Below are 20,443 nucleotides of genomic sequence, written 5' to 3'. Positions count from 1 at the left end.
CCGCTCAGGCGGCGGCTTCGTTGACGAGGGGAAGGGGAAGCGGGCTGCCGTCCATGCCGTCATGGGGCAGGCCGAGGTGGCGAAGGATGGTCGGCGCGTAGTCGATCAGGCCGACCGGCTGCGACGCGACCGCGCCGGCGGGATAGCCGCCGCCGCAAGCGATCAGGAAGGGCGATTGTTCGTACCGGCCCAGCCCGCCGTGCTGGCCCGCACCGAGGTAGTGCTTGCCGTCGTCGGTGTCGATGGCGATCCACGTGCTGCCTGGCACGCCGTGGCCATTGGGTGCATCGCTGTGGCGCAGGCTGATGGCCAGGGTGCAGGCGGCGCTCTCGGGCAGGCCTACGTCGGCAAGCGCGTCGCCGCGATGCACCGTGCCGCACCAGGGTTGCCGCGACAGATACCCGGCGATCTCGGCGGCACGGGCTCGCCCGGCTTGCGCAAGGCCGAGCACACAGGCGCTGCCGTTGGCCGCGACGGCGACCGACGTGCCGTCCGCATTGCCGATGAGCCCGGCGCGCCGCAGCTCGGCGGCCACGTCGACTTCCCCGATCACCGTCTCCATGCCGTGGTCCGAGCCCACCAGCAGGAGTACGTCGACGCCTGCTTCGCGCAGACGCCGCACGCTGCGCCATACGGCGTTCACGCAGGCATCCGCATGCGCGATGGCTGCCCGATGCGCCGGGGAGCCGAGCGGCTCCCTGTGCCCGGAGTGGTCCGGCTCCGAGAGCCAGAGCGTGGCCACGGCCGGCGCGTTCTCGCTCTCGATCAGCGCGCAGAAACGTTGCGTCATGAGGCGGTCGCCATGGGCGCCCGAAGGGATGTCCAGACCGCGACCGCCAGACAGCCGCTCGCGGCCCGGGCCGAAGGAGCCTGCGCGATGCAACACATGGCCGTGGCCGTCGGGATCGTGAAAGTACGCCGCGCCGGGCGAGACGTTCGACATGATGCAGGCACCGCCGTGTTCGCGTACGCGTTCGGCCAATGTCGGCACAAGCAGCGTCCTGCCTGTCGTCTTGAAGAGATGGTCGCGGAATGCCGGCGCGCCCACGTCGTGACTGACGAGGCCGCCGTCCTCCTCGAGCAGCATGCGATTGCCGAGCAGGCCGTGCCGCGCCGGCAGGCAGCCGGTGGCGATGGAGGCGGAACTGACGCGGGTGGTCGAAGGAAACACGCTGCGCGCATTGGCGTAGCACGTGCCGTGCTGGGCGAGGGCATGGATCGCGGGCGCCGAGTCCTGGTCGATGAGATCGCGTCGCAGGCTGTCGCAGATCACGACGACGCTTCGATGAGTGCTTTTCATGCCCTATATGCTAGGGACCTGTCATTTCACTAAGATGACAGAGCTGCGTTTTTATTTTCTTAAGTTGTTGATTTGAAAGAAAAATAGCCGGCGTGCGGAACCCGTCCGCATGCCGGCTATTTGTACTGACAATTTCAGTAATGGATCAGGCGGATATGCCGTTGAGCGCGAACTCGAAGATGTCGAAATTGCGCAGCCGCGTGCTGCTCGCGCGGTCCTGGTAGACGGGGGTGAGCGGTCGGGACAGCACGAAAGGCACAGGCTGCTCGGAGAAGCCGCCATGCGAGCGCAGGGGGTGGTCATTGACACTGGCCAGATCGTGCTCGTGCCGGCACGAACCGATCACGTGATGCTCGCGCGAGACCACCACCAGGTCGGCCTCGCGGTCCAGCGGCAGCTCGAGCTCACGCGCGGCCTCCTCGCCGCGATACACCCGCTCCACCGCCGATTGCTCGAGGATCAGCTCGCGCATGGCTTCGATCATGTCCGGGTCGGCTGCGTACACGCGCACGAAGGAGCCCAGCGCGCCGTGATGGCGCACGAACGGGTCGGTGATGGGGCAGATCACGCGCGCACTACCGGTGCCGAACGTCGTCTCGAGCAGGTCCTGCAGGAACAGAATGTTGGGCACCCCTTGCGCGTCGGTCTTGCCCGACATGCCGTGATCGGCGACGAAGGCGACCACCGCGCCCGCATCCGCCATCTGACCCAGGCGTTCGTCGACCGCACGCAGGAACGCGTCGGACTCGGGCTCGCCCGGCGCATGCTTGTGCTGCACATAGTCCGACAGCGACAGGTAGAGCAGGCGGGCGCGGCCGCTGCGCAGCAGGGCGAGACCGGCGTCGAGCACGTACAGCGACAGATCGCCCGAGTACATGTCGGGCGCCGAGCGGCCGACCAGGGCGCGCAGATCGGCAATCCCGTGCGCGCTGCCGTCGTACTGGTCCGCCTTCTCGGATGAGAAACAGATGCCGTCCAGGTTGTGCCCGAGCACCTTGCGCAGCTTGTCCTTGGCGGTGATCGCGGCGGTGGGCACGCCTGCCTGAGACATCAGGCCGAGCAGCGTCTCGCCGCGCAGCAGACGAGCGTCGGTCATCATGATCTCCTGGCCGCTGGCGCGATCCAGGTAATAGTTGCCGCCGATGCCGTGCACGGCGGGCGGCGCGCCCGTGACGATCGACACGTTGTTGGGGTTGGTGAAGGAGGGCATCACGCAGTCCGCGGTGGCGCCGTAGCCCTCCGCGTGGAAGCGGGCGATGTTCGGGCAGATGCCGTCGGCGATACCCTTGGCGATGTATTCGGGGTCGCAGCCGTCGATGCAGACGACGACCACGGGTTGACTGGGAAGCCGGTACTGCCGGCCATGCAATTCGATGTGCGCGGACATGACATTCTGTTCTTGAGCGAGACGACTGCCAGAATATCGTGAGAATTCTGGCGTTGCTGTGATAGATTTTCGGCATGTTGTGAGTATTGCTCACGCATCCTGCCCTTGGGCGTCAACCCGTATCCGTCACCATGAGCCATATGCGCATCCCGCCATTGCCTGCCCTGCGCGCCTTTCTGGCGGCGTGCCGCGCCGGCAGCTATTCGGCCGCCGGCGAGGAGCTCGGACTGACCCACGGTGCCATCAGTCGCCAGATCCAGGCCCTGGAAGCATGGTTGGGCCAGCGCTTGTTCGAACGGTCCGGCCAGCGCATGGTGGCCACACCCCACGCCCTGGCGTTCGCGCAGGAGGTGGGCGTCGCGCTGGAGCGCATCGACGCCGCCGCCCGGCGCTATGGCAAGGGCAGCGCCACCAGCCTGCTGCGCGTGAGTGCGCCCGCCACCTTCGCCATGCGCTGGCTGCATCCGCGCCTGCCCATGTTCCACGCCCGGCATCCAGGCATCCAGGTGCAGGTCGTCACCGCCACCACCCAGCAGCTCGCTTTGAGCGGCAGCTTCGACCTGGCCATCCGGGTCGGCGTATACAGCCAGGCGCATTTCACCGCCGTCGCGTTCCTCGATGAATGGCACACCATCATCGCCGCTCCCGCGCTGCTCGCGCGCAGCCCGCTCGAATCGCCGGACGACCTGCACGCGCATCTTCTGCTCGACACCGAGACCCGCCCAGGGCTTTGGCAGCAATGGTTCAACGCCGCGGGCCTGCGCGACACCCGCGAACTGCGCTACCAGCGCTACGACCATTTCTATGTCACGCACGCCGCGCTTCTGGACGGCCTGGGCGTCGGCATCGGCCCACTGCCTACCCTCGGGAAAGACGTCGAGGCCGGCCGCCTGACACTGCCATTTCCGGAGATCGTCACGGCATCCCAGCGCTATCTGTCGCTCACGCCGGTGGGCTTGCCCAAGACCGTGGCGCATCGCCATTTCGAGGCCTGGCTGGTTGAAGAGGGCGCGCTTGCGGGGGACGATTGAGCGAGTCCCGGCGGCAGGCGTCGGGCAAGGGCACGCTGGGCCTCGTGGAAATCTGCTAGAATCGCGGATTCGCAATTGCCGGGGTGTGTTCGCCCGCGTCTTTTGCGGCCCAAATCAGGACAGGTGGCCGAGTGGTTGAAGGCGCACGCCTGGAAAGCGTGTATACGTGATAAGCGTATCGGGGGTTCGAATCCCCCTCTGTCCGCCAGGATATCGTTCCCGAAGGCTCGGGAACTGCGAAGCCCGCTGACTCCATGGAGTGGCGGGTTTTTTTGCGTCACGGGCAGTGTCTTCCCGGGAACCCGGGACGCGTCCGCTGCGGGTGCCCATCACACCAGGTCTGTGTTACAAAAAGATTCCATGGTGTGATGCTGTCTGTAGAGCGAGAGGGATGGACCGACGTGATCTCCTGAAGCACAAGGCGGAGCCGAAGGCGTTGGCAGGGCCGGTGATCTTTTCCCCGCTGAAGAGAAAATCGTTGCCGGGGCAGTGTCAGCGGCTGGGCAGGCTCCGCGCTCATTCCTCCGGAATGATTTCCGTTTCTAATCGTCATTCGGTACTTTTCGTTTGGCGCGACGGTGAGATATTGAGCGATTCCGCGTTCTACGCATACTTGGTGGAAGTCAGGGCTGATCGACAGATGCGGACTCTGTTCGAGTTTCACTGGCATCCAAGCCACAAGGGGTGCCGCTGTGTTACGCCATGCGGATCTGCGGAAGGCTACACGGCCGCATGCTCACCCGGTGTCGAGAGTTGGCGATGGAAACCGACTCTCGGCTGGAACCTCGAAAGGAGGCTGGCCGGATGGCATTGATAGAGATCTTCTGCCGAGCCTGCGATATTCGAATTTCAAAGGATGGGTCTCCTGACCAGAAGCCGCTATGGAGCTGACCACCGACCTGCGACGGGCGATTTGCTCGCTATTTGAAGTGCACCAGGACGAGGCGGGTGTGCAGCGAATAGTGACGCCCATGCAATATTCGGGTTCAGGTGATCACATCGTGGTTCGGGTTCGGCCGCGGGACGAGCACTTCGAGGTCGACGAGAATGGCGAAGCTTGTTTGTACGCAAGCATGGCCGACGGCGATGTCGATTCCGAGGCAGTGAAGCGCTGGGTGGAGGAACTTTCCGAAAGCGGTGCGGTGCAGATGCGGGACGACGAGGTGCTGGGCGCGAAAGCGGTCGATGAACGCTTGATCCCTATATTGATCTTTCGGGTTGCCGAAGCGGCTCAGCAACTCTACGCGCTGGCCACTTCGCGTCCACCTAGGAAAGTGAGCGAGTTCAAGGCAGCGGTGGCGCGATCCGTCTCGGACGCTGTTGCGGGCACGGGCTATGAGCATGCCGTGGACGTACCGCTTCCGATTGCGGGAAATTTTGTCGCGGATCACGTCGTTGAAGCGCCCGTGCCCCTGATCGTTATTGTCGCCACCGGCATCCAGCGCCTCTTGGAAGCCGAACTCATCCACATGCGCTATCAAGTGGAGAAGCGGTCTGCATTTGTCGTTGCTGCGGTCGAAAGCCAGAAAGCCGTCGGCCCAAAGCAGTTCGAGCGAGCCAACTACTACACGGACAAGACGGTGACCTTCAGCCGGGCCGATTTTTCCTCTCTGATCCGGGGGCGGCTCAGCGGTTAGCGCCCGGGCACGACGCGTCGATCGGACGAGTGGGCGGCCGGCCGACCCGCACGAAGCCCGCCCTCTCTCGTCTCCAGAACTTGGCACTGCCATCGGAGGCGTCTGCTGCTGGCGAAGGGGTGTGGTCTCGAGTCATTATCTTGCTGTCCTGGTGGCAGCGCGGTGCTTGCAATCGGTGCTGGTGCATCGGCCATAGAGAATCAGCGTGTGGTCGCCCAGCTCGAAGCCCAGCCGCCTGGCTGTCCGGTGCTGATACTGTTCGATCACCTCGTCGTGAAACTCTTGTACCCGACCACAGTCGGTACAGACGAGATGGTCGTGATGCTCGCCGTCGTCGAGCTCGTAGACGGCCTTGCCGGCGTCAAAGCGAGCATGTTTGAGCAAGCCGGCATGCTGCAACTGGGTCAAGACACGGTAAACGGTGGCCAACCCTATCTCGACATCTTTCTCCAGCAGAAGGCGGTATACGTCGTCGGCCGACAGGTGCCGTTGGTCCGTCTCTTCAAAGAGATCCAATATCCGCAGCCGGGGCAGCGTCGCCTTCAGCCCCGCGCGTTTCAGTTCACCCGCATCGCTCATGATGTGCTCCCGGCTGTGGCGGCGGCCGGAAAGGCCCGTCGCACTTTGGTGGTGGCGCCTGCAGGAACTGGAGGGGCCACCCAGCGATTGTCCCACCAAAATATCCTCCCGCACGACGATGTGCCCGCACATCATCGTCACGACGCGCCAGCCGGCCGGCAATGCTTTGGTCTTCACCCATTTCGGGCTCCTTCATGAGCGCTGGTGCCATGGCCAGCATGGCATCCGGATGTTCCGCGCTCTCGCCGATCGAGCAGCACGCGTTGCAGCACGGTCAGATGAGGGAACTCCACCAGCATGCCGATGACCAGCGCCGCATAGATCAGCGGCTGGCCAGGCAGGGCCGCCATGGTCACTGCCAGCATCAGCGGTGCATTTCGGGCAGCGATGCTCATCGTGAGCAGGGCGTGTTCGGGATAGGCGAGCCGGCCCAGCCGGCTGATGCCTTCGCCGAGAAAATAGGTGAAGACGAAGAAAATGAAGACGCCCAGCAGGACCCAGGTGAAGACGCTGCGGTGTTCGAGGATGACGGCGATGTTGGCGGCGAAGATCTCCATGACCAGCAGCGCGATTACCCAGGGAACGGCCTGGTCTACGCGGTGCAGCAGCCGGCCGAACCGTTGCGTGCCCACCAGCCGGCGCAGGCCGTAATGGGCCAGGACGGCCACGGCCAGGGGCGCGAGAAACCAGTGCAGCAGCGTATTGCCGATGATCCCGGCGTCGACCTCGACGGGGCCGCGCGTGAAGAGGTGCAGGTAGACCGGGTACAGCAGGAGCTGCACGACCATGTTGATCGGGATGAGGGCCGTACCCAAGGCGACATTCCCGTGCGCCAGCCGGGTGAAGCCCAGGAACCAGTCCGTGCAGGGCGACATGAAATAGATCACCAGCCCCACCATGAACAAGGGGTGCGCCGCGAGCACGACCGAGGCGATGGCATAGCCGATGGCCGGGACGAGAACGTAGGTGGCAAGCAGCGTCAGACCCAGGAACCGCAGGTTGCCCCAGGCGCGTACGATGGCTTCGAAGCGCACGCCGAAGAAAAGCAGCGTGACCAGCACCAGCAGGGTGGCATCCACGCGGCTGCCCAGCAGTTCGCCTGCTGCAGGCCACATGTGGCCGATGACCGCGCCGGCGACGATGCCGGCGATCAGCAGTACGGAAATCCAGGACGAACGGACGATGCGCTTGAGAGCGGTCAGCATTCGCAGCCCTCGCAGCATTCGCCGTTGCCGAAGGGACCCCACGCGCCGGCACCAGTGTGCAAGGCGCTGGTGTCGAGGTCTAGGCATTGGGCGATGCCTTGGGCGATCAGGCCAAAGCGCTGGCGGAACTTGTAGATGAAGCAGTAGATCCGCTTATCGTGACGCACCTGGGGGCCGACCAGGAACAGACCCGGCGTGATCGTCGATTCGTCGGCCTCGGACAGCACCACGCGGCCGTCGTCGTCCCAGTCCCAAAGCTCGGCGATTTGCTGCACGCCGCCGCCCTTTAGAAACCCGGTCCCCAGAATCGGGGCCTGCTTCTCGTCCCAGTACCGGCCGTCGCCCGCGTGGATACGGAAGCCGCCGCCCTGGTTCTGCGTGACACCGATCACGTCCACGCCGAAGACGATCTCCAGCCGGCCCGTATCGATCGCCTCGTAGAGCCGTTGCCGGCTGTAGGGCGAGAGCGACAGGCTCGGGTCATGCGGACCTTGCGGATCCCATGTCGACTTGCGCACGAGCAGCCGGACCTTGCGCCCGAGCTTGACCAGGTTGACGGCCGCGTCCACGCCGCTCTCGTAGCCGCCGATCACCGCGTAGCGGCCGGCCTTGAAGCTTGTCCAGTCAGCGACCTGCGCGTAATGCGCGCACCACTGCGCACCGGGGAAGGGTGCCAGGTCCGGAAACTGGAATTCTCCCGTGGCCCAGATCAAGAAGCCGGCCCGCAGCCTGCCCTTTGGGGTCTCCAGGATGAAGCCGCCTCCCGGCACCGCCCCGACCGCCTCGACCTTGCAATCCTTGGCGATGGGAAGTTCATGCCCCTTGGCGATAAAGGTCAGGTATTCGGCGTACTGGGCGCCGCCAGGGTGCTCGGCGCCCGTGTGGATCGCCGGCGAACTCGGCTCGTTCACGGCATTGAGATCGGCCAGGCCGAAAGGATTGCTGTGAAAGGACGGCGTGATGAAGCGCGCCTGCGCTGGCCAGCGCCGGAACGACTCGCCCACGCGACCGGCTTCCAGCACACCGAACTTCAGCCCCGGCACTTTCTGCAAGGCCAGGGCCATGCCGATGCCGGCTGCGCCGGCGCCCACGATTGCAACGTCCAGGCGATGCATTACGCCTTCTTGCTCTTGGCGCCGCCCTGGCGGGCCTTGAAGCGCGGGTTCGATTTGCAGATGACATAGATGCGGCCGCGCCGGCGCACGACCTGGCAATCGCGATGGCGGGTCTTGGCGTCTTTCAGCGAGGAGAGGACTTTCACGGAAGGCTCCTTTCGAGCAGGGTTGAGAATCAACAGGAGGAATTCATCGTGTTTCGATCTCGGCGCCGGGATGGGTGGAATAGGGCTCGTGCGCCAGCCGGATCGCTTCGCGGGGTGCTTGCTTCAGTAGTCCGCGGATCAATAGCGCGTTGCCCAGATGGATGTGCGCACTTTTCATGTCGCCTCCCAAGGTTGTGGCAGATGGCCATCGAGGGCTTTGAACGTCTCCTCGATGACCTGTCTGCCGACATCCTGCGTAATGAACACCAGACGGGAACGCCGGTCGTCATCGGGCCACGCCGGCAAGGTCGTGGGCGGGTGAAAGATGTGCTGTACGCCATGGATGGCGACAGGCCCGGCGCTGCCTTCGATGTTCAGAATGCCCTTGATGCGCAGGATGTTGCTGCCCACGAAGCCGAGCGGTACCTCCATCCAGGCTGAGAAGATTTCCTCGCGCATGGGGAGGTCGATCGAAAAGCAGAACGCCCGGATGTGATCATCATGGCGGTTGACGTCATGATGGTGGCCATGGTCGTGATCGCCGTGCGCTCCGTGGCCATCGTTCTGTCCGTCGGTGCCGTGATGCTCATGGGCATGCTCATGGGCGTTGCCCGTGTAGGCCTCCTCACGCAGCCACCGCTCGACGTCGGGCGATTTCCCGTCGGTGGAGAACAGTCCCAGGTCCAGTACCTTGGATGCGGCGATGTCGCCGTGGCGGGCCTCCCAGCGCGGCGCGGCTGGATTGATGCCGTCGAGCCGGCGCAGGAGCGCATGCCGCGCATCGTCGTCGACCAGGTCGGCCTTGGTGAGCAGCAGGCAGTCTGCGATGGCGGCTTGCCGCACGGCCTCAGGGTGCTTGTTCAGCGCCTGTTCGCCGGTCGCCAGATCCAGCGTCGTGACGATGCCGTCCAGGCGATAGCGGCTCGCGACCTGTGGATGCGTCATCAGCGTGTGGACGATGGGGGCCGGATCGGCCAGGCCGGTAGTTTCGATCAACACGCGACGGAACTGCCGCTGCCCATTGCGAGAGAAACGCCAGACGATGTCGCGCAGCGTCTTGACCAGATCGCCGCGGACAGTGCAGCATAGGCACCCGCTGCTCATTTCCATCACCAGGTTTTCGGTGCTGTGGGCCACGAGCCTGTGGTCCAGCGGCATCTGACCGAACTCGTTGATGATGACCAGCGCGTCGGCCAGTTCCGGTTGCCGGACGAGGTGGTTGAGCACCGTGGTCTTGCCGCTGCCCAGAAAGCCGGTGAGCAGCGTGACGGGAATCAGTTCGGAACTCATAGGGAGACACTCTCTGAGGCGGCGGCCCAGGCCACCGCATCATGGGGATGCAGGCTTTCCAGGTGGCGAACGTAGGTACGCGAAGTTCGGTCGATCGGGCCGACAAAGGCTGGCTTCGGAGCATGAGAAACGCGTCAGGATCGGGGCCAGTTCGCAAAGGGGTTGTGCCAGGTCTTCCACACGTGAGGGCCCTGTGCCATCTCTTCATCGGTGAGCAGACAGGAATCGAGACGGGCGCACAGCGCTCCCTCGTCCATGTCCATGCCGATCAGAACCAGTTCCTGCCGGGCGTCGCCGACCCCGTCATGCCAGTTCTTGCGGATCATGGCGACATACTCGGGGTCTTGCGGCCAGCGCTCGGGCGGCATGGCCGCCCACCAGTAGCCTGCTGCACCGTGGCGTGCCACGGCACCGGCCTGGGACCAGGAGCCCGCCAGTTCAGGATGGCTGGCCAGCCAGAAGTAGCCCTTGGACCGCACCACACCCGGCCATGGGCTTTCCACAAGGGCGAAGAAGCGTTCCGGATGGAAAGGACGGCGCGCCCGGTATGCAAAGCTGCGGATGCCGTATTCCTCGGTCTCCGGCGTGTGCTGGCCCCGCAGCTCCCTCAACCAGCCTGGCGCCTTGGAAGCCTCGTCGAAGTCGAACAGGCCGGTACCCAGCACGCGCTCGAGCGGCACCTGGCCGAATTCCGATATTTCGATTCGCGCCCGCGGGTTCAGCTTGCGCAGGATGGCCATCAGCCGTTCGCGCTCTTGCCCGGTGATCAGGTCCACTTTATTGAGCACGATGACATCGCAGAATTCGACCTGCTCGATCAGCAGGTCCACGACCGTGCGTTCGTCTTCCTCGCCCAGGAACTCCCCGCGGTCTTGCAGGCTGTCGCGCGAACTGTAGTCGCGCAGGAAATTGTAGGCGTCGACCACCGTCACCATGGTGTCCAGCCGGGCCACTTCACTCAGGCTACGGCCGTCCTCGCCCTCGAAAGTGAAAGTCTCGGCCACCGGCAGCGGTTCGGAGATGCCGGTAGATTCGATGACGAGCTGATCGAAACGGCCCTCCTTGGCCAAGCGGTCTACCTCCAGCAGCAGGTCTTCGCGCAACGTGCAGCAGATGCACCCATTGCTCATTTCCACCAGCTTCTCATCGGTGCGAGACAATTCGGCGCCGCCCTCGCGCACCAGCGCGGCGTCGATGTTGACCTCGGACATGTCGTTGACGATGACCGCCACGCGCCGGCCTTCGCGGTTGTTGAGGATGTGATTCAGGAGCGTGGTCTTGCCGGCGCCAAGAAAGCCGGAGAGGACCGTCACGGGCAGCTTTTTCTGCTGCGAAAAAGTTTCTGTCTTCATTGTTCGCTATTCGTTGTCGTTACAGGGGGGGCAGCCGATACGGGGTCGTCAGTCGTGCCCGGGGCTTCCTGGGGCGGCACATGCCGAGCATCTGCCATGCACCTCCACGACAGCCCGATCGAGCTTGAAATCGAGATGGTTCGCCATGCATTGCAGGCACTGTGCAAGCGGCCCGTCGACCATCTCGTCGATGTGCCCGCAGCAGTCGCAGATAGCGAATGCCGTGGGGCGGCATGCGCCCGACCCCGAACAGCAGATGTAGGCATTCAGACTCTCCAGCCGGCGCACCAGGCCCAGACCCATCAGCTTGTCCAAGGCGCGATAGACCTGACTCGGCCCACTGAACCCCGCACGTTCCAGGAGCGCATAGGCGCTCAGGGCGCCTGGGCCTTGGCGTAGCGCTTCGAGTACGCGCTGCTGGTTGGCTGTCAGTTTTCGGTGAGCGCTCATGGCCAGGCAGAGTGAAAACGCTCCATCATAGATTGATATGTTATATCATCTCATTTACGGATTCAAGAACGTGGCCGAGAGCAGCCACATCTCCACCACGAACGGTGTTCATGATGATTCCTGAGACGTATGAGCAATGGCGCCATTGCATAACCGTCGAATGCGGCATTGCGCTGACGTCGGAGTACCTGGTTCGGCGTCTGAGCGTTTGGCACGACGAGCAGGCGGAAGAGGCGCAGCGATTCCGCCGGCTATATGGTGACTCTCATTGGCTGGCGGTTCGAGGCTGGTTCGAGCGCGCCGCGCGCGAGGTCGCCACCACGGCGTGACGGTGCGTTCGCCGGTGCGCCGGCCGCGCAGGGCCGGTCGCCGGCGGGAGCGGTCAGCATTTTCCCCGCGCTTTCAACTGTCGATGATGTATCTCAACCTGTTGATGCGCCGACCGAAGCGCTGTCGTTTCGTTGGTCTTGCGAGCCTCGCGGCGATACCGGTTGACGATGGCATTGCCGTCGGCGTCGGACAGGTTCTCCAGCGTGCATTGCGTCGCTGGCCCCCGGACGCTCAATTTGGCGAACAGTTCGGTTTTCGCCGACCATTCCCCTCCGTTGCCTTGGCCTTTGTAACGATGGTTGTGGGTATTTGCCCAGCCAGGCACATAGTTGTAGTCCTGCGCGTTCGCCGGCAGGGAGCAGGTCCCTGCAATTGCCAAGGCGATGCTGGCGCAACGAATGGCTTTCACGTGTCTCCTCCTTGGTTGTTCGGAAAGGTGACGGTCAACGTCCGTGAACTCGATCGGAGCGGCAAGGGGACTATGCTGCCACACCTTCAGAACACGCCGATGCTCTTCGGCACCCTGTTGACGTTTCCTGTGACCACAGATACGATACCGACTAGTTGGTATGTATGACGTAGACGAGATTCCCGTGCCCCGAAGCCCGACAAAGCCGGACGCCAAGTCCAAACTCCTCGACGCGGCCCTGACGCTCATTCGCGCCAAGGGGTATGCGGCGACCACGGTCGACGATCTCTGCAGGGCCGCCGGCGTGACGAAGGGCGCGTTCTTCCATCACTTCAGGAGCAAGGACGAGCTGGCCGTCGCAGCGGCAGACCACTGGTCGCAAGTGACAGGTGCGCTCTTTGCCGCGGCACCGTTTCACGAGCATGCCGACCCATTGGATCGCGTCCTGGGCTATGTGGCCTTGCGCAAGGAGCTGCTGCAGGGCGAGGTGCCGGAATTCACCTGTCTGGTCGGCACGATGGTGCAGGAGACCTACGACGCCATCCCGGCCATTCGCGACGCCTGCGAACGCAGCATCAGCGGCCATGCCGCCACGCTGGAAGCGGACATCCAGGCAGTGCTCGACAGCCGCGGGCTGTCGCCGGACTGGAGCGCACGATCACTGGCCTTGCATACACAGGCGGTGCTGCAAGGCGCCTTTATCCTGGCCAAGGCCACGGGCGGCGCAGCGGTGGCGGCCGACAGCATCGATCACCTGTATCGCTATCTCAAGCTGTTGTTCCGGCCGGATTCCGGCCAATCACTCACTTGAAGGCCACACCAGGAGAATGTCATGCCAAACACCATCCGATTGCATCGCGTCGTCGCGGCCAAACCCGAAAAGGTCTATCGCGCCTTCATCGAGCCGGACGCGGCGGCCAGTTGGCTCCCGCCCTTCGGCTTCCTGTGCACCGTCCATGAGCTGGATGCCAGGGTGGGCGGCAGGCACCGCATGTCGTTCCGCAATTTCACCACCGGCGCCAGCCATGCTTTCGGCGGTGTCTATCTCGAACTCGTGCCGAACGAACGACTGGTCTACACGGACCGCTTCGATGATCCCGGCCTGCCGGGCGAGATGAAGGTCACGGTGACGCTCAAGGCCGTGTCGGTCGGCACGGAACTGTCCATCGAGCAGGAGGGCGTGCCAGACGTGATCCCGCCCGAAGCCTGCTACCTCGGTTGGCAGGCGTCGCTGCGCAAGCTCGTGGCGCTGGTGGAACCCGAGATCCATCAGTAGCCGCCCGGTGAATCGGCCCCGTTCGTCCAGACGACGCCAGAGGGACGCCGACCAGGACGCCGGGCAACCACGGTCAAGGCACCCGTCGGGGCACCCGGCCCGACGGCCAGACACGGCGCTCGCCGTGATGCCAGTGCGGCCAGAGAATCCCATGTCCGTCAAGGTTGCTGCGGCGACGTTCGGCGCGTGACCCGGCCGCCCGAAGCAAGGTATTTCGGTCACGCAAAGTACCGGTTTGACGATGACAAATTGCCCACCGAATACGCTTTGCTCCAGACTTAGCGCACAAGCTCGTTACAGCTCCCAACTGCGCGCATTGTCTACGCACCGCTCCTGAGCAGCGCGGCCCGGTTGGCAGTGGCCGTCAACCAGATGCATCGCGCATGGACGCGGGCACGAAAAACACCGGAGGGACAGTCATGTTTCACAGGAAATCATCCGCTCTCGTCGTAGCGGTGGCTGGGTTCGTTTGTGCCGTTATGATGCCTGGCGCGAACGCGCAGGACCTGACGGGCAGGCCCGTGACCCTGATTGTGCCGTTCTCTCCAGGAGGCGGTACCGATATCATTGCGCGCACCGTAGCACCGCGCCTGGGGGAACGCTTGCGGACTTCGGTCGTCGTGGAGAACAGGCCGGGCGCGGCGGGATCGATCGCCGCGCAATTCACGGCGCGCTCGGCTCCGGACGGCCATACGCTCATGATCGGTTCGACTTCCGAGATCGGTATCAATCCCAGCCTGTATGCCGATCTTCCCTACGATGTGGATCGTGACTTCATTCCGGTCACGCCGCTGGCCTCCACGCCCATGGTGCTTGTGGTCGATCCCAGTTCACCCATAAAAACGGCGGCCGACTTGGTCCAACTGGCCCGCGAGCAACCCGGGGCCCTGACCTTTGCCTCGGCGGGAGTAGGGAGCGGCGCGCATCTGGCAGCGGAGCTATTTCTACACGAGACAAAAACCAAGATGACGCACGTCCCTTACAAGGGCGTCGGGCAGGCGTTTGCGGACGTCATCGGCGCACAGAAGGGGATGGTGCTGTTCACCTCGCTGCCCTCCGCAACGGCTTTGGCGGCCAGCGGCAAACTACGCGTCGTCGCGGTGTCCACACGGGAGCGGACGTCGCTTATGCCGGACGTTCCCACGTTCGTGGAAGCAGGTATTCCGGAGTATGTGCTGGAATACTGGTATGGGATCGTCGCGCCGGCCGGGACGCCGGCCGAGGTACTCACGACGCTGCACGCTCAGACGGCGGACACGTTGCGTCAGCCCGAGGTCAAGGAAACCCTTGCCAGGCAAGGATTGGCGCCCATCGATCTAACGCCGGAGGAGTTTTCCGCGTTCGTGAGGGCCGATATGGCGAGGTGGGCGGAGGTCGTCAAGGCGGCCGGTCTCAAATTGAAGAACTGATGTGCCCTGCACCGATGACCATCGGCGGCCTATCCGCGCCGCGATGAGCGCCAGCATCCACCTGGGCGGAACTGGCGCATTCGGGCCATTATTGTGTGGGAACGCCCGGTACCGATTCGATATTGCCGGACCAAGGCACGGCTGACCGGCACCAAATCTGCCTGCGCGGCGCAAGCCGAGCGCGTTGGTCGAGGCAGCCCACCCGCAGTGAATAGGTCTTTGGCTCGTTCGGGTCGGCCGAGTGCACCGGGCTGCCGCACTCTGGACAGAATGAATGGGTCCGCTGGGCGCCGCTCTGCGCAGTCTTCAGGTAAACCTTGACACTGCCGGAGTTCAGCCGGAACGTTGCCACGGGTACCCGCACCGACACACGGTAAGCAGAGCCGCTCAGCATCTGGCAATCGGTGCAGTGGCAGATGGATACATTCTCAGGATCAAGTTCGGCCTCGTACGACACGTGGCCGCAATGACATCCTCCAGTGACTTTCATCGCTGCGTCTCCGTTGCGGTTGTACCGGCAATAGCATTATCACGGGTCATTCTGACGATGCGAACGAACTCGGCCAGTTGTCCAGGCCGTTCGAAATTGCGTAGAACCAGTAGCAATTGTGCAGCCGAGTCGCCGAGTATCGGTCTTGTCAAGGATAGGAATTTCTCTTCAAGCTCGTTCCAGGTCATGGGGCGACCAGGACTGCCACGGACCGCATTGATTTCCCCGCGGACGACGCCAGCAGCACCATGGTCGAGCTCGATGCGGGCGGCACAACGCTCCGTGTCGTCGTCGGGGATGACCCGGGTCATGGCGGCAAGCTTGCGAACATCGGGATCCGCTATACGCTCAGGCAAGAAACCGGTCATATCTGCGTCATGGCCGAGCAGCCCCAGGCTTACACAATAGGCAATGCTGAATTTTCCCTCCATGGGCGTCGATGCACCAGGCCGGCCTGCGACTTTGATGGCCAGCGGATGAACCCAGACGCGAACTTGACGCAGCATGCAGCGCTCGAGCCTGCCTGCGAGTCCGCGCGCGACTTCATGCGCGGCATGGGTGAGCTGGCATGATGCATAGGGTTTGAAGGTGTTGCCTCGTATCTGCCAGGTTCTCCCGAGCGAGTCGAAACTGGCGGCCGCGGGGCGCTGGAACAGCACGCTCAGAAAGCCTGCCTCTGCTTCGTCGAACAAACGCGTGTTCGCATCCATGCCCAGTGCTGCGAGTTCGGCGGCCAGTACCCCGTTCATCGCCGATTTGCCGACGTGATAGGGCTTGGCCATCGTTCCGCCCGAAGCCTGCAGGCCGGCCGCCTGGGTCGCCGCCAAGCCCAGCGCGACTGCGATCTGCGATGCCGGCAGGCGCAGCAACACCGCAGCGGCAGATGTAGCCGAGAAATGTCCGAGAATGCCTGTAGGGTGCCAGCCTGCATCCGCCAGGCGTGGGCCCACGTCGCCGCACCCCATCGTGGCGCCGACTTCATAACCCGTCACGAACGCGCGCAGCATCTGTTCCTCGGTCGCTCCTCGGTCCATACCTATCGCCAAGGCAGTTGCCCAGGTGGGGCCGCTTGGATGGAAGGTGGTGGCAAAATGCATGTCGTCGTAGTCCAGGCTGTGCGACAAGCTTGCGTTGACCAGCGCCATGGGGGCTGCCGCCCCTGTGTCGCCGTAGAGATTGCATGCCTGTCCATGCGTATGCCATTGTTCGATGAGACGGCGTGTCGCCATCGGCCCGGCGTCATGTCTTGCTGCGAGGGATACCGCGGTCCAGTCGACGAGGCATTGTTTGGCCGTCTCGATGACGTCGGCGGCAAGCGCGCGTTCGGGCGCAGTGGCCACGAAGCGGGCAATGGTCGAAAGCTGCGAGAGCGTCATGAGGATTCCCTTGCCGGCGATTCGAGCGCGTCCGAGTTCATTCGGGCTGGATGCCGGCGGCCATGAACAGGCCGGCCAGGTGCGCGACCTCATTCTCGAGCATGGCTCTGGATTCGTCGGGCGTCGTCGCGCGCGGTTCGCCTTCTCCTGCCGCTTCAAGCTGCTCCCGATACTTGGCTGTTTGCGTGACCTTGAGCGTTGCCGCGTGTAGCCTGTCTATCGTCTGTCTGGGTGTCCTGGCGGGCACGAGCATGATGGGTGAGACGACCGCCTCGAAGCTTTCGAAGCCCTGCACTTCGGCGATCGCAGGGGTATCGGGTAACGAGCTGACCCGCTCCCGGCTGGACACCGCCAGGGGCTTGAGCCTGCCGTCCTTGATGTACGGCAGAGCGGATGCCACGCCGGAGAAATAAAGGTCCACGTGGCCACCGACAACGTCGGCCATGGCGGGGCCGCCGCCCTTATACGGGATATGGCTCATTTCGGTTCCGCCGAGCAGATTCATTTGCACGCCTGCCAGGTGTGCGGTACCGCCAATGCCGAACGACGCATAGTTGATCTGACCTGGCTTCTCTCGGGCCAGCCGCATGAGCTCGTCAAAGTTGTTCGCTGGCAAAGTGGGACGGGCAACCAATACGAGCGGGACGATCGACAATACCGTTACGGGCGCGAAGTCTTTTATCGTGTCATAGGGCAGGGTCTTGTAGGCGGATTGGTTGCCCGCGTGTGCCGGCATCGTTGTGAAAAGCACCGTCGTCCCGTCGGGCGTCGAGCGCGCGACATATTCACTGGCGACGACGCCGTTGGCGCCCACACGGTTCTCGACAATGACCTGCTGTCCAAGTCGTACCGAAAGCTCGTCGGCGATGCGCCGTGCGGCAAGGTCGATGCTGCCTCCTGCCGAGTACGCAACCACCAACCGGATGGGCCGGTTGTCAGCACTGTGCGCCGGAGAATACGCCACGACGAGCAGGGTGCCGACGGCAACAAAGATCAAACTCGACAAGGCACGACGTCGAGGAGGTGCGATGGCGTCGGTCGTGGCTGGTGCTCTTTGCTTGCGGGTTTCCATGGTCGTCTCCTTATGAGTGTCGATGCGGATGTGGCGCCGTTCTTCTTGTCAGTGGGAGGGCGCTGCGGCGTGTGCGGCCTCGGGAATGTCGTCGGTCACCGCCCGGTAGGCGGCGCGGCGACCGGCCAGGCGGCCGGACGTAAATGCCCAGGCCAAGTGATGGCCATGCCCTTCCAACAAGACGCCGCCCATGCCGGTGAAGCCGGCTGCATAAAGGCCCGGTATGCCTTGGCCATCGGCGCCCAGTACCTCGAGGTTGTCCGACACTGCCACGCCGCCATCTGTGAAATTGATCAAATAACGCACGGGCCCGAGCGCGATGTAAGGGCCCTCGTCCAGCGCGCGACGCGAGTCGGTCTCGGCATTGGTGCCCATATTTCGATTGTGTTCGGCGACGGTTCTTGCCAGCGCTTCGGCTGGAACGCCGATTTTCTTCGCCAAGGCATCAAGGCTCGGGGCCTCCCGGTAAATGTCCTTACGGTTGCTTCTGTAGTCGGCGATGGATGCGTAAGCCAGGCCGGGCGCGGTCGAGACATAGTTGGGCCACCCTGTGAACCGTGCGGCGAGTTTCGCGTCCAGAATCAGATAGGCGACTTGGCCGGGCTGCTGCGCGATGCAGGGGCCGGGGGAGTCGAGCTCATCGCAGAACCTCAGCCCGTTGCCGTTGACCAGGATTGCGCCCTGTCTAAGCAGCTTCGGAGAAGGAACGAGGACCGTGGTGAGAAAACTCATGACCAGCGGGCGTATCAAGGCGCCCGGCAGTGCCTCGAGCATGAAGCGCATGGCGCGCGTCACGATGCGCCAGGGAGGAAGACGATGCAGCCACTTTGCAGAAGGAGCCTCGAAGCGGATGCCGGCCAGGAACAGGTGGGAGTTGATGAGCCGGCCGCCCACCTGTTGCACCATGTCATGACCATCCCCGGTATTTCGGATATTCACCGGTTGCACGTCCGCCATGCCGAGCCCAAGGTGCTCGGCGCGTTTATGCTGGCTAGCGCTGTAGTCTCCGCTGCATAGCACGACCCCACCTCGAGCCAGGATTTCGAGCGCTCCGTCCGGCGTGTCGCAGCGTATGCCCAGCACGGCGCCATGTTCGGTCAGCAGTGCGATGGCCCGAGTGGACGTCCGTATATCAACACCCAGGGTGCGCGCGCGGTGTGAGAGATGGTAGATGTACGCGCGCGAGTTGGGGAGAACCAAGTGCATGCGGGGCTTGCGATGAGGCAGTTCGTTCATCGGCCCAAAGAACTCGACTCCCATGGACATCAGCCAGCGTACGGTCTCCGGCACGTTGTCCACCAGGGTCCGGCTCAGCGCGGCGTTCCCCTTCAGGCCGAGCACACTATTGAATTTCTCCAGATCTTCCAGGTGAGCGTCAGGACTGTCCAGGATGCCACGTCGCAGTTGCTGCGGAGTATTGGTTGCGCTGATGGACCCCACCGACCAGGCCGTCGTCCCGCCGAGTCGAGGACCTTTCTCCACCAACATTACGCGGCGGCCCACAGCCGCGGCCTCGATGGCGGCGGCCAACCCGCTGCCGCCGCCGCCGACCACGATCACGTCGGTGGTAATACGGGAAGTCTGGCGCGCGGGCAGTTGCATGGCTTGTCGCGTATGAGTTGGTGCGGCAGTGGCTGGGCCCGACCTGGGGCCAGGGCAAGTCCGATCGGCAGGATGCCAGGCCGGCGGTCACGCGGTTCCGAGGCGGAAATAGACGATCTTGTCTACAGCGGTAAACCAGTCCTGCTCGAGGAACTTCTTGCGCCATGGGGTCTGCCGCGCCGCCTGGAGTTCAGGCGCGTCCAGACCGCCGGCGTCGGATAGATAGTGCAGCGCGAGGTGGCTTGCATCGCCTTCACCGGCGCGGTGAAGGCGGTATCGGCGCGTCATGGCCCAATGCCGGCAGCCGTATATCATCGGTATATGCTCTTCTTCATACCAGCGATCGAACTCATCGGTCCATGTGTCGGGCACGTTGAAGCGAACGGCGTAGAGTATTCGCTCATGCCCGGCAGCGTTCGCGCCCCGTTGGCGCTTTTCATAAGTCAATTCGCCAAGCTCTTGCCTGAAGGCCGATCCCGGCGGGACGGGCAACCTCTGCGCATCGGGGCTGGGCGGCGCGTCACATGGCGCGACCAGCGCGAGCCGGCTCATGTTGAAGGCGGCGTACAGACCATGCGCCGGGTCCGGCTCCGATGCGCGCATGCATGATGCGAGCACCGTCCTGCACCAACTGCGCGCAGTCTCGACGGACACGCCATCATGGTTCATCAATCCGATCCAGACATACGGGCGAGTCGAATCGTGCGTAGCAATGGGCATGGGTTCCTGGGCCGCAAGGGGCGCGGCAAGGCGGCGGCAACAGGATCAAATCCTATGTCGCACGATCGGGCGCAGACAATTTTGATATGGCAAAGTGCTCGTTCGTCGTCCATCAAGGGTCGACACCTTTCGGAGGGGAATGCCAAGGGCCGCCGGGCTTTTGCCATCGCGAAAGAGGGCTTTGCGCAATCGCGATTGCCTGCCGAGGCAGGCCGCTATAAGTTCATGCCAGGCAATGGGAAGTGAATTCCTATAAGAGTCGATCAG

The 20,443-nt window shown here is 63.7% G+C and carries 23 protein-coding genes and 1 tRNA gene; 8 read left to right on the top strand and 16 right to left on the bottom strand.

The features are described 5' to 3' along the window. Window positions 1-4: 4 nt before the first annotated feature. A complete protein-coding gene (locus tag FOZ76_RS15290; RefSeq protein ID WP_143949134.1) occupies window positions 5-1,300 on the bottom strand; it encodes an alkaline phosphatase family protein in 1,296 nt (431 codons plus the stop codon). A gap of 145 nt (window positions 1,301-1,445) precedes the next feature. After that, complete coding sequence (gene phnA / locus FOZ76_RS15285; RefSeq protein WP_143949133.1) at window positions 1,446-2,687, bottom strand: phosphonoacetate hydrolase; 1,242 nt, start codon at window positions 2,685-2,687, stop codon at window positions 1,446-1,448. Between the two features lie 131 nt (window positions 2,688-2,818). On the opposite strand from phnA, the gene FOZ76_RS15280 reads away from it, so the two are divergent. From FOZ76_RS15280 to FOZ76_RS15270, 3 genes are all read left to right on the top strand, one after another. After that, complete coding sequence (locus FOZ76_RS15280) at window positions 2,819-3,718, top strand: LysR substrate-binding domain-containing protein (RefSeq protein ID WP_246129535.1); 900 nt, start codon at window positions 2,819-2,821, stop codon at window positions 3,716-3,718. A 117-nt stretch (window positions 3,719-3,835) separates the two neighbouring features. Further along, window positions 3,836-3,926, top strand: a tRNA-Ser gene (locus tag FOZ76_RS15275). A 673-nt stretch (window positions 3,927-4,599) separates the two neighbouring features. Then, window positions 4,600-5,355, top strand: coding sequence for a hypothetical protein (locus tag FOZ76_RS15270; RefSeq protein ID WP_143949132.1), 756 nt, complete (start codon window positions 4,600-4,602; stop codon window positions 5,353-5,355). A 135-nt stretch (window positions 5,356-5,490) separates the two neighbouring features. Here the strand turns inward: FOZ76_RS15270 and fur are convergent, their stop codons facing one another. The 8 genes from fur to FOZ76_RS15235 form a co-directional block, all read right to left on the bottom strand. Beyond that, a complete protein-coding gene (fur, locus tag FOZ76_RS15265; RefSeq protein WP_143949474.1) occupies window positions 5,491-5,934 on the bottom strand; it encodes a ferric iron uptake transcriptional regulator in 444 nt (147 codons plus the stop codon). 173 nt (window positions 5,935-6,107) lie between these two features. After that, window positions 6,108-7,139, bottom strand: a complete 1,032-nt coding sequence (locus FOZ76_RS15260) for an arsenic resistance protein (RefSeq protein ID WP_143949131.1) — start codon at window positions 7,137-7,139, stop codon at window positions 6,108-6,110. Then, the gene (locus FOZ76_RS15255; RefSeq protein WP_143949130.1) at window positions 7,133-8,254 is read right to left on the bottom strand and encodes an NAD(P)/FAD-dependent oxidoreductase; all 1,122 of its coding nucleotides are present in this window, start codon (window positions 8,252-8,254) and stop codon (window positions 7,133-7,135) included. The genes FOZ76_RS15260 and FOZ76_RS15255 overlap by 7 nt, the downstream gene beginning before the upstream one ends. Beyond that, window positions 8,254-8,400, bottom strand: a complete 147-nt coding sequence (gene ykgO / locus FOZ76_RS15250) for a type B 50S ribosomal protein L36 (RefSeq protein WP_143949129.1) — start codon at window positions 8,398-8,400, stop codon at window positions 8,254-8,256. Before ykgO ends, FOZ76_RS15255 begins: the two co-directional genes overlap by 1 nt. 43 nt (window positions 8,401-8,443) lie before the next feature. After that, complete coding sequence (locus FOZ76_RS28195) at window positions 8,444-8,578, bottom strand: hypothetical protein (protein WP_281283009.1); 135 nt, start codon at window positions 8,576-8,578, stop codon at window positions 8,444-8,446. Further along, complete coding sequence (locus FOZ76_RS15245) at window positions 8,575-9,690, bottom strand: CobW family GTP-binding protein (RefSeq protein WP_143949128.1); 1,116 nt, start codon at window positions 9,688-9,690, stop codon at window positions 8,575-8,577. The genes FOZ76_RS28195 and FOZ76_RS15245 overlap by 4 nt, the downstream gene beginning before the upstream one ends. 134 nt (window positions 9,691-9,824) lie before the next feature. Next, on the bottom strand, window positions 9,825-11,042 hold the full coding sequence (zigA, locus tag FOZ76_RS15240; RefSeq protein WP_143949127.1) for a zinc metallochaperone GTPase ZigA: 1,218 nt from the start codon (window positions 11,040-11,042) through the stop codon (window positions 9,825-9,827). Between the two features lie 48 nt (window positions 11,043-11,090). Beyond that, window positions 11,091-11,492 carry a Fur family transcriptional regulator gene (locus FOZ76_RS15235; RefSeq protein ID WP_143949126.1) on the bottom strand — a complete coding sequence of 134 codons (402 nt, stop codon included), beginning with the start codon at window positions 11,490-11,492 and terminating at the stop codon, window positions 11,091-11,093. A 110-nt stretch (window positions 11,493-11,602) separates the two neighbouring features. Here FOZ76_RS15235 and FOZ76_RS15230 point away from each other — a divergent pair, with 110 nt between their 5' ends. Then, window positions 11,603-11,821, top strand: coding sequence for a hypothetical protein (locus tag FOZ76_RS15230; RefSeq protein ID WP_246129531.1), 219 nt, complete (start codon window positions 11,603-11,605; stop codon window positions 11,819-11,821). Window positions 11,822-11,874: 53 nt separating this feature from the next. On the opposite strand, the gene FOZ76_RS15225 is transcribed toward FOZ76_RS15230, so the two are convergent. Further along, entirely contained in the window at window positions 11,875-12,231 is a 357-nt protein-coding gene (locus FOZ76_RS15225) for a hypothetical protein (RefSeq protein WP_143949125.1), read from the bottom strand. A gap of 184 nt (window positions 12,232-12,415) precedes the next feature. Here FOZ76_RS15225 and FOZ76_RS15220 point away from each other — a divergent pair, with 184 nt between their 5' ends. The 3 genes from FOZ76_RS15220 (at window position 12,416) to FOZ76_RS15210 (ending at window position 14,916) form a co-directional block, all read left to right on the top strand. Continuing rightward, entirely contained in the window at window positions 12,416-13,042 is a 627-nt protein-coding gene (locus tag FOZ76_RS15220) for a TetR/AcrR family transcriptional regulator (RefSeq protein ID WP_211366271.1), read from the top strand. Window positions 13,043-13,063: 21 nt separating this feature from the next. Continuing rightward, entirely contained in the window at window positions 13,064-13,507 is a 444-nt protein-coding gene (locus FOZ76_RS15215; RefSeq protein WP_143949123.1) for an SRPBCC family protein, read from the top strand. Window positions 13,508-14,028: 521 nt separating this feature from the next. Beyond that, window positions 14,029-14,916 (top strand): Bug family tripartite tricarboxylate transporter substrate binding protein, encoded by an 888-nt coding sequence (locus tag FOZ76_RS15210; RefSeq protein WP_170235476.1) that lies wholly within the window; start codon window positions 14,029-14,031, stop codon window positions 14,914-14,916. An 88-nt stretch (window positions 14,917-15,004) separates the two neighbouring features. Here FOZ76_RS15210 and FOZ76_RS15205 read toward each other — a convergent pair whose 3' ends face one another. The 5 genes from FOZ76_RS15205 to FOZ76_RS15185 all read right to left on the bottom strand — a co-directional run bounded on the left by FOZ76_RS15205 (window position 15,005) and on the right by FOZ76_RS15185 (window position 20,125). Next, window positions 15,005-15,406, bottom strand: a complete 402-nt coding sequence (locus FOZ76_RS15205) for a GFA family protein (RefSeq protein ID WP_143949121.1) — start codon at window positions 15,404-15,406, stop codon at window positions 15,005-15,007. Further along, on the bottom strand, window positions 15,403-16,782 hold the full coding sequence (locus FOZ76_RS15200) for an MmgE/PrpD family protein (RefSeq protein WP_170235475.1): 1,380 nt from the start codon (window positions 16,780-16,782) through the stop codon (window positions 15,403-15,405). Before FOZ76_RS15200 ends, FOZ76_RS15205 begins: the two co-directional genes overlap by 4 nt. 37 nt (window positions 16,783-16,819) lie before the next feature. Beyond that, on the bottom strand, window positions 16,820-17,854 hold the full coding sequence (locus FOZ76_RS15195; protein WP_143949119.1) for a Bug family tripartite tricarboxylate transporter substrate binding protein: 1,035 nt from the start codon (window positions 17,852-17,854) through the stop codon (window positions 16,820-16,822). Window positions 17,855-17,902: 48 nt separating this feature from the next. After that, entirely contained in the window at window positions 17,903-19,456 is a 1,554-nt protein-coding gene (locus FOZ76_RS15190; protein ID WP_143949118.1) for an FAD-dependent oxidoreductase, read from the bottom strand. An 87-nt stretch (window positions 19,457-19,543) separates the two neighbouring features. After that, complete coding sequence (locus FOZ76_RS15185) at window positions 19,544-20,125, bottom strand: DUF4286 family protein (protein ID WP_143949117.1); 582 nt, start codon at window positions 20,123-20,125, stop codon at window positions 19,544-19,546. Between FOZ76_RS15185 and FOZ76_RS15180 the strand changes: the two genes are divergently transcribed. Further along, window positions 20,117-20,422, top strand: coding sequence for a hypothetical protein (locus tag FOZ76_RS15180; RefSeq protein WP_143949116.1), 306 nt, complete (start codon window positions 20,117-20,119; stop codon window positions 20,420-20,422). The two genes, FOZ76_RS15185 and FOZ76_RS15180, sit on opposite strands and share 9 nt — an antisense overlap. The last annotated feature ends 21 nt before the right edge of the window (window positions 20,423-20,443 follow it).

The sequence above is a fragment of the Verticiella sediminum genome (assembly GCF_007558815.1).
GTDB classification, from domain to species: Bacteria; Pseudomonadota; Gammaproteobacteria; order Burkholderiales; family Burkholderiaceae_B; genus Verticiella; species Verticiella sediminum.
This window is presented reverse-complemented; position numbering and strand designations above follow the sequence as displayed.